Raw genomic sequence first — 12,719 nt, forward strand, 5'->3', positions numbered from 1 at the left:
GTTCTTCTCACCTGCTTCCGCTCGCCGCCGGTACATCCGGGCGGAAGCCTTCTAATGACGGCATCGGTGGCCGCATGATGATTGGCACGGCGTCACCTGCCCGCGCGAAGGTCGCACGCCGCGAGAACACTTCGCTGAAGCTCAACGCGATGATGAGCAGGCCGGACGCCGGGCCGTAGTTCAGAACCGTGATCGTGAACAGGTTGACGACGAAGATCAGCGTCAGCTTGTAGACGTCGGTCGTGCCGAACGTCGCCCGGAATACCATCACCATGAATGCGACGAACGGGAGTCCGAACATCAGATACGTGCCGATATAGAAATTGTCGACGGGAACCCAGAAGGGGGCGAGCGGCGAGAACAGCTTCTGCGGATAGTTGAAGCAGCCCACGCCGCAGCCGGTCACGAGACCAACGGGCATGAGCTGGCTCAGGTAGACGAACGGCAGTTGCCAGCTGTTGTTGATGCGGTCGACGATGCTGAACAGGGTCGTGTGCGGCACCGCGGCGGTACCCGAAGCAAGCACGATCATGAAGAACGGCACTAGGATCGCGGCAAACGACCACAATGCAATGTTCCGTATCGCGGAGAAGCGCGACTTCTCCGGCAGCATCCGCACGAACACCAGCAGAATCAGGTAGAGCACGAGGACGATCATGGTCGTCTTGCTGGTCGTCAGACGGATGATGTAGACCGCAAGAGAGCCGTACAGAAGGCACCAAATCGTGCTCTTACGGATCGACGTAATTGCGAAGGACACGAGTATGAAGAAGGCCGCCATGGTACTTTCGGCAGCAAAGCCCGTGAGACGCTGATCGTCACCGCCATAGGCCCACCATAAGCGACCCGCCTCACGAACGGCGCCGAAGGACTCATATTTGTATCCGACCCAGGGCATGAAGTAGAATTTCGTCAGCAGCACGCCGATCAGCGAGAGGTAGAACGTCGCGGCGATGACCGACAGCAACTTTTTGTAGGAGCCCAGACTGGTGTCGCAGAAACAAAATCCGACGAACACCGGGAGCATCATCTTAAACGACGACATCGCCGCGTTGACCGTCCCCAGCATGAAGTAGCCGAGCACCAGCGACAGCATGATCTGCACGAGGACAACTGCAGCCATGATACTGCGATTGCGCAAGATGCAATGCACGATGAACTGGACCAGGCACACAAGCGCAATGCCATCCGGCACGAACCAAAGCGCGTCCAAATGCATGATGCTGGTGTAGTACCGCATCATACCGCCGAAGGCATCCCGGACCAGATAGGCTGCGAGCGCGATCGCCTCGATATTGAGGCTGATCAGCATCATCCTGCGGGGTTGCAGCGCGAAGGTGCTCATGCGCGGCTCAGTTGCTCAGCCGCGCCGATCGGGCGGGGGATGGCGCAAAATCCGGGGGGCTTCCGAATGCATTTCGCAGGAACCTGCCGCCGGGAATTTCGACATAGAGATAGGTGAGGTGCGAAACCGCGAGCACGGCCGCCAGTGAAACGACGAGATTCAGCGTAGCCGGCAGGCCTGCCCAGATCGAATCCAGGGCGGCGATTCGCCCCGCTCCCACGCCCCGCACGAAATATTCAGCCAGCAGCACCACGAGCGCGTGCACCATATAGATGGAGTACGAGCGGCGCCCCAGCCAGATCAGCGGCTTGGCCACCAGGATCCGCGGCATTAGCAGCGCATCCGGAAAGGAGAGCAAGCTGCCGAGGAAGATCGCGAACATCACTGGTGCGAGGAAAGTCGCCGCAGGATTGGTCTCTGCCAGGGACACCAGGACGATGCTCGCGATCATGGCGACGAATTGCAGCACGCCCTGCACGGCAGCGCCCGGCTTTGCACGCAGGCGATCGACGATCTTCACCATCAACACGCCCAGGAAAAAGCCGACGAAGCAGCGTAGAAGGCCGAAATCCGTCTGAAGCTCGAGGCTCCTCTTTTCGAGCACGAAGATGATGAAGACCAGACTTCCGACCGCGATCAGCCCGGAGAGCACATAGAACCACGATAGCGAGCCCATGCGCAGGGCAAAGAGAACGATCAGACCAAACACGAAATAGGTGTAGAACTCGACGCTGATGCTCCAGCTCGGCGCATTCCAGCTGAGATAGTCGATGAAGCCCATCGAATGCAGCAGCAGAACATTGAGGCCGAACGAATAGGCGTTGTTCACCTCGAAAACCGTCGGGGCGGCGACCACGACGCCCGCCATGACCAGGCCGATGCGCAGCAGGCGAAAGACGAGGTTTGCGAGCAGCATGACGATATGCAGCGGATAGACTCGCGCCAGGCGCCGTATCATGAATTCGCGCAGCGAGAAGCGCGTGAAGTCGTTCTCGATGTAGCTCAACGCCATGACCATTCCGCTGAGAACAAAGAACAGATCGACCAGCAACCATGCACTCCTGAAGAAGGAACAGTTGATCCAGGCGTTGTGCGGGAATGCCGCGAGAAAGGTCGGCATCAGCAGCAGATGGTGGATCACCACCGAAGTCGCGGCGATCCCCCGGATACTGTCGAGCGGCTGGACATGCGCCTTCTCACGATGAACCAACTCCGTCACATCAACATTCCGTCGCTGTTGCATCGCAGCAGTGTGTATCAGGTCTCGCGCGTGTTCAATCTCTGCGATCGCGGACTGGCATTCGATGCATGACGCCCGACGATATTTTCAAGGCTCGCAGATTTTTCGGACATGCGAGCGCCAAGTTCATGCCACTTTTCATCCGACGCGCCCCTGCTTCGGCGCGCAAGCCGATCCGGATGTGATGATTGCGAGCATTTGCGCGCAAAGTGTGCGCGAAATTCGGCACTGTTGCGATCGATGCTCTTCGCAGCACCATTGATCTGTCTGCGTGCAGATGTCGCACGAAAAACTCTCTCGCCCGGGGGAACAATAAGCGCGCGTCACGACTTGTGTCGGTTTTGCGACGAGCGGCCGTGCCGCGCGCCCGATATCTTTTCAGTTTGCAACATTCCTGAGCGCGACCTGCCGATCTCGCAGGCATTGTAAATCTTTCTTCTACAACCGGCGAGAAAGCAGACAACGCCGTCGGTTTGTCGACGGTTTTGCATCGGCTTTTGCGTCGCACAAAAAGATGACACAGTTACCTGCCAAGTTTCGCCTGTTCTCTTATTGCAACAGAAGCAAGGAACACGGATGGGCCGCGGACTAACACGTCGTCATGCACAGCCGCGATGGCTGGCGATTGTCTTGATCGGTTTTGCGCTGATTGTCTCGAGTGTCGAAGCTTGCCGCGCGCAGTGCGTCGAATTCTCGGACCGCGCCTCGCAACTCGAACTCGACACCTTCGTGAAGTCGCCCTCCTCGCTCCTGGAGCGGCTGCGCAATGACAAGGAGAAGTTGCGGTATTGGCTCGCGCGCTATGTCGCCACAAATCCGTCGGTGCTGCCGTCCGTGCAGACGCTCATCTCGGCCTCGACCTCAACCGATCGCTCGTCCATCGGCGCTGCGCTGCGCATTGCCGAAGCACGTTGCACGTCGACCAAGCCGGACGCCTCGCGCAAGATCAGGGATTTCGTGCAGCGGATCGGTGATCTCAACGTGCAGGCCGGTTATTCCGCCGCAGGAGACGACAGCTCCGGCGTCCAGGTCCAATCGCAAATCAAGACCTCGCCGCAGCCGGGCCGCGGCGGAGCACTGCTCGAAGGCGAGTGGAGAACCAAGCTGGCCAATCCATTCAAGCCCGTCCCCCTTCCGAATTGATCCATGATCGTCAAAGGCAGCGAATTAGCACATGTACCAGCCTAGGGAACATTTCCAGTCGGGGCACCGATTCGGCATCGAATTCGGCGGGGCGGTCCTCAGCTTCGAGCGCGCGGCCGACGTCCTTCGCCGCCAATGGCCGATCATCGCGGTGTGTACGGGAGCTTCGCTGGCCCTGGTGATCGTCTACCTGGCCATGGCGCAGCCCATGTTTACGGCAAATGCCCGCATCATGATGGATACGCGGCAGACGCAAGTTTTGGACAAGGACAGCAACGCCAGCAGCGCCCTGATCGACACGGGCTATGTCGACAGCCAGGTGGAGATCATCAACTCGGACGACCTCATTCTGTCCGTCGTCCGCCGCCTGAAGCTGACAGAAGACCCGGAGTTCAACGGCTCCAATCCCGGCCTGCTCTCTATCATCATCGGCAAGCTGACATCGCTATTCGGCTCCGGCGAACCAGCAAGCCAGGAGCGAATCGAACATGCGGTCGTCCAGCAGGTTCAGAAGAATCTGCGTACGGAGCGCGTGCTGACGACATATGTCCTGTCGCTGAGCTATAAAGCGCGGAGCCCCGACAAAGCCGCCAAGATCGCCAACGCGATCGCCAATGCCTATCTCGTCGGCGCCCTGGAGGCCAAATATCAGTCCACCAAGCGGGCCACCGAATGGCTGCAGCAGCGCAGCCTCGAGCTGAGCGAGCAGGCATCGGCCAGCGATCGCGCCGTCCAGACCTTCAAGGCCGAGAACAACATCGTCGGAACCAGCCGCGGCCTGATGTCCGAGCAGCAATTGTCCGACCTCAACACGCAACTAGTTCAGGCGCGGGCTGCGACCGCCGAAGCCAAGGCCCGGCTTGACCGGATCGACACGATTTCCGATCAGGATGTTGCGCAGTCGACCGTGACGGATGCCCTCAACAACTCGGTGATCACCCGTCTGCGCGCTCAATATCTCGACCTCCAGGCGCAATATGCCGACTGGTCCAGGCGCTACGGCAAGTCCCACCTTGCGGCGGTCAATCTGGCCAACAAGATGGAGGAGCTGCGCAAGAACATCGCCGACGAGCTGCGTCGGATCGCAGACGCCTATCGCAGCGACTACGAGATCGCGAAGAGCCGGGAGGCCTCGCTCGAGAAGAACGTGAAGGAGCTCGTCGCCCAGGCCGGCAACAAGGGCCAGGCCGAGGTCAAGCTGCGCGATCTCGAAAGTGCCGCCGACACCTACCGCAATCTCTACAACAACTTCCTGGAAAAGCTGCAGAGCGCGACGCAGAACCAGAGCTTTCCCCTCAGCGAGGCCCGCCTCATCAGCACCGCCACCAAGCCGGACCGCAAGAGCTCGCCGCGAACGGTCCTCGCCCTCGTGGGCGGCCTGGTCGGCGGCCTCTGCCTCGGCTTCGGCGCGGCATTTGCGCGTGAACTGCTGAGCGACGTGCTGCGGACCCCCGGCGAGGTCGAGGATGAGCTCGGCGTGAAATGCCTCGGCGTACTGCCGGACATACGTCCGCCGACGAAGGCCGGCGCGTTGCTCTCGACGTCAGCGAAGACCGGCCCTCCCGATCTCTCCCGCTACGTCGTCGATCATCCGTTCTCACGCTTTGCCGAGACCTTGCGCAACATCAAGGTTTCGATCGACGTCGCGCGTCTGACCCGCGAGATCAAGGTGATCGGCATCGTCTCTTCCCTTCCCAAGGAGGGCAAGACGACGGTGGCCGCCAATTTCGCGCAGCTGATCGCCCTCACCGGGCATCGCACGGTTCTGATCGACGGCGATCTGCACACGCGCTCGCTGACGCGGGAGCTCGCGCCCAACGCCAAGACCGGCCTCGTGGAGGCTCTCAGCGATCCGGCGAGCCTCGGCTACCATGTTCAGCGAAGCAAGGAGACGGGCCTGGACTTCCTGCCCTCCGTCGTGGCGTCCCGCATGGTCAATTCGGCCGACGTCATTGGATCGAAGGCGATGGCCGAGTTGCTCAAGGTGCTGAGAGAGCACTACGAGTACATCGTGATCGACCTTGCCCCTGTGATGCCGGTGGCGGACTCGAAGGCCGTCAGCTTCCTGATCGACGCCATGGTCTACGTGATCGAATGGGGCCAGACCACGCGAACCGCTCTGCAGGAGTCGGTTTCGGGTTCGGAAGTTCTCCAGAAGAAGCTGATCGGCGCCGTGCTCAACCGCGCGAACCCGAAGATGCTCAAGCGCATCGAGGCCTACAAGGGCAAGCACCACAACAGCTACTACGTCGAGCATACCTAGGCGGCGGCGCCGCGCCCAGGCCGATCTGGAACGACCTCGGGCCCGTTGCCATTTGGCAGCGGGCCTTTTTCGTTCGCGCTTGGCGGAATTGTTGGGTGAAGGCGGTCGAGCGCACCTTCGCCTGCGCGAGCGGAGATTGCCCCAAGCCCCTGGGAGCTGCTCCGACCTCCGTATTCGCCCGGAATCCACAACTTGCGGTTATTGCTCTAGCCAAAAGCAAGGATTGACGAAGACGGTGACGGCTAGGACAGTGCGCCAGTCGGCCAACGTTCATCGATAAGACGAGACAATCCGGTCCTCGACGCCTCAAAATGCCGAAACTTTGGGCATCTTTCTTTCTGGGTTCCCTGAGGCTAATCTCGGCTCATACTTGTAGTTCCTTTCCGGCGGGCTCGGAATGCTGATCGTCCTGACGATTTTGACTATTTGGGTCCTGCTCAACATCCTGTTCGTGTTGATCGTGATTCCTCCACGCAAGGCGCGCCGGCAGCCGATGGCGGCGCCGACGCTCTCACCCGCGCCCATCGATCCGAGCCGACGGGACATCGAGCAGGACGAACCGTTCTCGATCCGCCATGTCATCGTTTCCGTTGCGATGGGGGCTTTCTTCGTGCTCGTGCCGCCGTTGCTGGCCTTGCGGGATGCGATCATGCGGCTCTTCGGCAGGTCGACACGAGACGGAACCTGAGTTCCAGCGCCAGCACCTCAGATCATCGGGACATTGGGGTCGGGTCAGTAGGCTTCCTGGAACATCACGGCGGACGCGGTGCGGGCCATGATCTTCAGGTCGAGCCAGATACTCCAGTTGCTGACGTACCAGACGTCGTACTCGACCCGCTTTTCCATCAGATCGATGGTCGGCGTCTCCCCTCTGAACCCGTTCACCTGGGCCCAGCCCGTCAACCCCGGCTTCATGTGGTGCCGGTAAACATACTTGCTGATCAGCTCGTCATAATAATTGTCATGGGCCAACGCATGCGGTCGCGGCCCGACCAGTGACATATCCCCGCGCAGCACGTTCCAGAGCTGCGGCAGTTCGTCAATGCTCGTCATGCGCAGGAAGCGCCCGATCTTGGTGACCCGGGCATCCCGCTTGGTCGCCTGGGCGATGGTCTCGCCGTTCTCGCAAACGGTCATGGTCCGGAACTTCCAGATCTCGAACGGCCTGCCGTTGAAGCCGCGGCGCGATTGCCGGAATATGACGTTTCCGGGGGAATCCAGCTTGATCAGCACGGCAACGGTCAGCAGCAACGGCGTCAGCATCACCAGCGCGAACAAGGCCACGCCAACGTCGAGGCAGCGCTTTTGTAGCCGCTCCAGAATGGTGAGAGGCGGCCGCTGGATTTCAACCGCGACGGTTCCACTGACCGGCAGGAATGGACGGGCCACGAGATCAGCGACCGGGTCGTCCGGCAGCAGGCGTATGGGCTGTGGAACCGCGCGCAAATATGGCCCCAGCTTGCGAAGCATCGGCAATTCGTTCCAGTCGATCGCAAGCAGATATTCGTCGACGTCGGCCGAGCGCGACTGACGGATCACGTCACGAATCTGCCGCTCCCAATGGCCGTCATCCCGATCGGCTCCGAGCACGAAATGGCGCATCACGTCGAAGCCATTCCTCCGCAGGTCCTTGAAGCGGCTCGACGTGAAGTCGAGCGGCTTGAGGCTGAGCAGGATCACCTTGCGATCGACCAGCCGGCTTCTCGCAAAGCTGGTGCCGAACACCGCCTGCCAGACGAAGCGGAGGCTGATCAGGCCAAGTCCGCCGATCACAGCGAACACGATGACGGTGCCGCGCGATAGATTGTCCGTCGATTTCAGCAAGAAGGCCGCAACGGCAAGGACCGTCAGCGACGTCAGCCAGATCAGCACCGCCTTTCGAAGCTGCCAGACGACGTTGAGCAGACGGTGCGTGGCGTAGACGTCCCGGAAATAGGCGACCGCCACGAACACCACGCCGACGAACAACCCCGCTCCCACCGAAGCGCCGTCATTGGGCGAAGCGACGGCTGCGCCGTACAACGAAGCCCCGGCGGCATAGCTCAACAAGATCAGCAGAAAGTCAGCCGCCATGACCACGATCTGAAATGGCCTCTGAAGAGAGCCACCGCGCGTCGATGACAGCGTGTGAGCGTTTTCAGAACCATAAGTTGCAACAGCCATTCGAACCTCTGCCTATCGAGAGAGTGCTTGACGCTCATCGTGATGCTGAAGACTCGTCACTTCCCCGCACGGAAAGTGTTGAGTGATCGCAGCGACATTGTGGCGCTGCACGCAAAACTTTTGCGGCGCAAGGATCGTGCGCCGCGTTGAAATGCGCAGCGAAATTCGTTGCGATGAAAATGTCGTCACAGTGATGACATAGGAGCGAACGTGTTGCCCTATTTTGAATCAAGTTCCACGTCCTGCGCGGTACCTGATCGTCGCGCGAGCGCTTGTCGCTCATCTTTCAGGCGACGCAATTCGCCGATGAAGCGCGACGAGTCACTTGCGAGAATTCAGAGGACTTTCTATCTGGGCGTGCAGCTGACAGTTCGGCTCAGGCATGCAACTTTGCCGCGCTCTCGCACTCAGCAATGCAATTCTCGCGCACCGATCATTCGCGCTGCCCGCATGACCAGGTCGGCAAAAACTGCAGCGCCCTTCTTTTGGCGTGATCGAGCCGGAGAACAGGGATGCTCCCTCGCCGAATTCACGCTGTTCGTGTTGGATGGAAGCTCCTAGGTGCCGGCGACTTGGGGAAATTTTTTTGACCACCCGATCGATTGAGCGCCATGATATCTCTTGCCCGACCGCGTCCGCCGATTCCCAAACCGCAATTGCCGGAGGGAGTCCGCATCTATGCGATCTCGGATATTCACGGATGCGCGCATCTGCTCCAGCCCATGTTGCGGGTGATCGACGCCGACGTTGCCCGCAGCCGGCCGCGCTATGCGGTCGAGGTCTTCATGGGCGACTACATCGATCGCGGCCCGAATACGCGCGCCACGCTCGACGTCCTGGTCGAACGGAGCCGTCGGGGAAACGCGGTGTTCCTGAAGGGAAACCACGAGGCATTCCTTGTCAACGTGTTCGAGGATCCTTCGCTGTTCGAGGATTGGATTGCGGTGGGCGGCGCCCAGACGTTGATGTCCTACGGACTCCCCCCGCCGGACCTGAAGCGCGACGAGCCCGCATCGATCATGCGCGATCTGATACGGGCAATGCCCACCGAACATCTGGAATTCCTCGACAATTTGCGGCTGAGCTTCAGTTGCGGGGATTTCTTCTTCGTTCACGCCGGCGTTCGCCCGGGCGTGCCACTGGCCGAGCAGGCCGAGCGCGATCTGCTTTGGATTCGCGAAGAATTCCTGCGCAGCGAGCAGCAATTCGGCAAATATATCGTGCATGGCCATACGCCGGTCCGCAGCGCTGAATTCCTGGCGAACCGGGTCAACATCGACACCGGCGCCTATGCGACCGGCAACCTGACCCTGATGAGTATCCAGGGTAGCCGCATGCTCGCAGTGTGAGGTTACGACGGCCTACCATTGCCTGCCGAAGCCGGCTCGCGCCTCGGCAGGGCTGCTCACATGTCCTGACTGGACTCTAAAGCGCGATGATGAGGAAGAATCGTCATCGCGCTTTAGGTTATTGTTTGAGCATAACCTTTTCGGAAAACCGCTGCGCACTTTTCCGGATCATGCTTTAGTTGAGCAAGCAGGGCTTCTCCAGCCGCGCACGCGTCTCGGCCATCCAATCGTTCCAGGCTCGCTCGTGCTTGACGTAGAGCTCCAGCCAACGCTCCCCATGTCCGTCCTGACGGACACTGCGCCGCTCGACAAGCAAGTCGGCGCCAAGGCGGGCGCCTGGATTATCCAGGGCTTCGAACTCGACCGTCTCCGAGATCGTCAGGCCGACAAGCACCCGTTGTCCCGCGCCATCCACGATGTAGCGCCGGGGCGCGTCCCTCTTGGGTTCGCTCATCTCATCATGCCCCCTTCGTATCAATGAGAGATCCTGCGTCCAGCCTGCGCGTCGGATGCTGCCTAAAAGGCTCGTCGGGCATGGCCGAACGTTGAGGTGGGAGTTGGACCGGCCGTTCGGCGCGAGGCGTCACGGGATGATCTCGCAGGACTTCGCTCGATGCGCCAAGCACGCAACGCGTATCCCGAGATGAGTCCAGCGCTGAAAATGAAAGCGGAGAGGAATGCAGAAGTCATGGGAGTCGCCTTGGATAGTCCAGAACCTATCAAGAGCGAGCAGTGTGTCGACATCATGATTCTTGCCGACCTCTTGGCGCCGAAAGATTGTTCATGCCTGACCTCCGGAGTGCACGCGGCGTAATCTCGCGTGCATCGATGGCAAAGATTCCTCCATGAGCAGCACTCTCTATATATAGAGAGAGACGTCCTCGCAGGCCCTCTCCAACACCGTTGCAGTCGGGCAAGGCTGACGCGGCTTCCCGCGAGCAGGAAATTTCGGGCCGACCGGCCGGCCCATGCCCTTGCAACCATCCGGAACCCGTCGCATTATTTCGCATCGCATTTTACGAGGGATTCAATCCAATGAACTTCCGCGCTCTTATTCCATCGATTGCCCTGGCCGCTCTTGGCCTCGCCGTGACGGTCTCGGTTGCACCGGCCGCCGAGCTCGCGCTTGCTACGTCACACCGGGCGGCCGCCGTCCAGGGCGGCGTTGTGCCGTGGGATGACGTTTACCCGCCCGCGATCTATGGTCCCCAGCTTCGCCCGGTCGAGGAAGTCGCGGCCATGAAGGCGCAGGCACGGCCGGTGTCCCACCGCTGGTGGGGATATTGGTACGTGCGGTAGGTCGACCGCGCTCGGCTCAGCTGAACTAACAACGACCCACAACTGCCGCTCCCTGCCAGAGGGGCGGCAGTTTTGTTTGAGACCAAATGTGTTTCCGCAATGAGACAATCCCTAAAGAGCTTCACCCGGCGCTTCGCGCCAACCTCTCTCTCCCGCAAGCAAGCGGGAGAGATGAGCAAGCCGCCGCGCTAGTCGATCGGACCTAAGGCCATTCGGCTTTGGGCCACCAAGAAGCTGCCATTGTGCAGCGTGCCGCTCGCATTTTTCGGGCTCTCGTCCATGTGGCTCGTTCCATCGGCATCGATATCGATCTGGAGATGGTCGTTACCCGGCCCGAAATTCTGCAGGTGGGCCGAAGCCTCGTTACCGCCGGGCAAAGGTGCACCATCCACAGACTCGACGTCACCACCGGCGACGCCGATGCCCGATAACTTAAAGCGATCATTGTCAGCGTCGAGATTGTGAATGGTATCGGCAGCACCGGCTGAGATGCTGACGAAACGGAAATTGTCAGGCCTGCACCGGCGTAGATCTCATCGGCACCATCTCATCGGCACCACGCCGGCAGCAATCGTCGTATTACCTGACGTGTTGCCGATCACCGCTGTCATTCTAACAATTCTGCATTCTATATCGCGAAGATTGCCAACGCCACGACGACCGAAGAATCTGAGATTTGCGCTTCTCAATCCAACGTTGGCGAGAACTTGCGCAGATCAAATCAGCGGTGAATTTCGGCATAGCACCAAGGATCCGTCCGCAAGTCGGCGAAGTACGGAGTGGCAGATATTTCCTTACGAAGGTAATTGCGGCGCTGCCACAAAGCGCCATCAGGGAAAACGGGACTAAAACCCCACCACTCGACGAGTGGGCTCCGCGTGAAATGTCCTGAAGATTCAAGTCTGCTGCAGCCAAAGCACGCCATCTCGGAACAGGGAAATATCGATCGCGAACTGGGATCTGGCGCAGCGTGAGCAGGCAGCCGGCAAGTTTTCATCGCGCCACCTGCTTGTGGTCTCACAAGCTCCCCGAAAGCGGCTTGCCCGCCTACAAACCCAATTTTGCCCGACCTGGAACGCGTCTGGGGGAGACAGTCGTCCGTCGCGCGACCTGCGCCTTAGCATCCAGCACCTTGTCTCCAGCTCGTGCAGCGCGCGGAAGGCTGATCTCGTCCGAAAGGCTCGTGCCTCTCCCTGGCAGACCTTCTGAACCAACGTTGGTGTTTCCTTGGGCCTGTGTTGCCGGCCCGGATCTGTTTCGGGATGACGCTCGGCCAATGGCCATTTGGTCCTCCTTGCTCGTGCCGCTCCCGACGGCACCGATCGGCAGGCCATTATGCGCGTGGCCAGCCCCTGCATTTCGTGCGGCCTGGGCTGCCGCCCGCGACCTCGCCGGCGTGGCGGGCTGAACGTTCGGATTGCTCGGCTCGGCGTTGATGCCTGGATTTCCGCCGGGGGCCGTATCTTTCGTCCCCATTCCTGGGGTGGCTGACGAACCAGCGTTACCTGCCCCCGTCCCCATTCCAGAGGGTGCCGACGGGCCAGCGCTGGCGCTACTCGCGCCCGTCCCCGTGCCTGCGCCTCCGGACCCGGCATTAGCAATGCCTTCTAGCGCGAGGACCACCAGAGATGAGCTTGCGACGATGGCGGCAATTAATAGAGGCTTGGCACGGGGCATCTGACGATCTCCTTTTGCCAAACTTCTATTAACCACGACGCCGCAACCCGGTTCCTGTTGCTGCAGCACACGATCGTCGCCGACCCACGCGCTTCTCGACTGGTAGTTGGACTAGTTCGCCGAAACGAGCCGCCCGGCACCTGCTGACTCATCAGCGCACCTGAGCCAAGGCCAGCCTTCCTCTCAAGCACACTCTTTTGAAGGTGGATGCCCATTCGGTTGCGGTCGCCTACTAGACGC

Annotated in this window: 11 protein-coding genes; 6 read left to right on the forward strand and 5 right to left on the reverse strand. The window is 60.3% G+C overall.

Annotated features, from left to right (window positions below):
* Positions 1-7 precede the first annotated feature (7 nt).
* Both AC066S_RS11410 and AC066S_RS11415 read right to left on the reverse strand, forming a co-directional pair.
* The gene (locus AC066S_RS11410; protein WP_478269690.1) at positions 8-1,345 is read right to left on the reverse strand and encodes a hypothetical protein; all 1,338 of its coding nucleotides are present in this window, start codon (positions 1,343-1,345) and stop codon (positions 8-10) included.
* 7 nt (positions 1,346-1,352) lie between these two features.
* Complete coding sequence (locus AC066S_RS11415) at positions 1,353-2,564, reverse strand: acyltransferase family protein (protein ID WP_235884987.1); 1,212 nt, start codon at positions 2,562-2,564, stop codon at positions 1,353-1,355.
* A 651-nt stretch (positions 2,565-3,215) separates the two neighbouring features.
* On the opposite strand from AC066S_RS11415, the gene AC066S_RS11420 reads away from it, so the two are divergent.
* From AC066S_RS11420 to AC066S_RS11430, 3 genes are all read left to right on the forward strand, one after another.
* Positions 3,216-3,728: a hypothetical protein gene (locus tag AC066S_RS11420; RefSeq protein WP_235884986.1), complete on the forward strand. Its 513-nt coding sequence runs from the start codon at positions 3,216-3,218 to the stop codon at positions 3,726-3,728.
* 31 nt (positions 3,729-3,759) lie between these two features.
* Positions 3,760-5,991: a Wzz/FepE/Etk N-terminal domain-containing protein gene (locus AC066S_RS11425; RefSeq protein WP_478269691.1), complete on the forward strand. Its 2,232-nt coding sequence runs from the start codon at positions 3,760-3,762 to the stop codon at positions 5,989-5,991.
* A 397-nt stretch (positions 5,992-6,388) separates the two neighbouring features.
* A complete protein-coding gene (locus tag AC066S_RS11430) occupies positions 6,389-6,679 on the forward strand; it encodes a hypothetical protein (RefSeq protein ID WP_126260566.1) in 291 nt (96 codons plus the stop codon).
* A 44-nt stretch (positions 6,680-6,723) separates the two neighbouring features.
* Here AC066S_RS11430 and AC066S_RS11435 read toward each other — a convergent pair whose 3' ends face one another.
* The gene (locus AC066S_RS11435; RefSeq protein ID WP_126260567.1) at positions 6,724-8,154 is read right to left on the reverse strand and encodes an undecaprenyl-phosphate glucose phosphotransferase; all 1,431 of its coding nucleotides are present in this window, start codon (positions 8,152-8,154) and stop codon (positions 6,724-6,726) included.
* Between the two features lie 27 nt (positions 8,155-8,181).
* On the opposite strand from AC066S_RS11435, the gene AC066S_RS11440 reads away from it, so the two are divergent.
* Both AC066S_RS11440 and AC066S_RS11445 read left to right on the forward strand, forming a co-directional pair.
* On the forward strand, positions 8,182-8,304 hold the full coding sequence (locus tag AC066S_RS11440) for a hypothetical protein (protein ID WP_283810170.1): 123 nt from the start codon (positions 8,182-8,184) through the stop codon (positions 8,302-8,304).
* Between the two features lie 461 nt (positions 8,305-8,765).
* Entirely contained in the window at positions 8,766-9,503 is a 738-nt protein-coding gene (locus tag AC066S_RS11445) for a metallophosphoesterase family protein (protein WP_478269692.1), read from the forward strand.
* 175 nt (positions 9,504-9,678) lie between these two features.
* On the opposite strand, the gene AC066S_RS11450 is transcribed toward AC066S_RS11445, so the two are convergent.
* Entirely contained in the window at positions 9,679-9,957 is a 279-nt protein-coding gene (locus tag AC066S_RS11450) for a hypothetical protein (protein ID WP_126260569.1), read from the reverse strand.
* A 581-nt stretch (positions 9,958-10,538) separates the two neighbouring features.
* On the opposite strand from AC066S_RS11450, the gene AC066S_RS11455 reads away from it, so the two are divergent.
* Complete coding sequence (locus tag AC066S_RS11455; RefSeq protein WP_126260570.1) at positions 10,539-10,802, forward strand: hypothetical protein; 264 nt, start codon at positions 10,539-10,541, stop codon at positions 10,800-10,802.
* Positions 10,803-10,990: 188 nt separating this feature from the next.
* Here AC066S_RS11455 and AC066S_RS11460 read toward each other — a convergent pair whose 3' ends face one another.
* A complete protein-coding gene (locus AC066S_RS11460) occupies positions 10,991-11,179 on the reverse strand; it encodes a hypothetical protein (RefSeq protein ID WP_126260571.1) in 189 nt (62 codons plus the stop codon).
* Positions 11,180-12,719: the final 1,540 nt, after the last annotated feature.

It is taken from the genome of Bradyrhizobium sp. CFUWI (assembly GCF_056429085.1).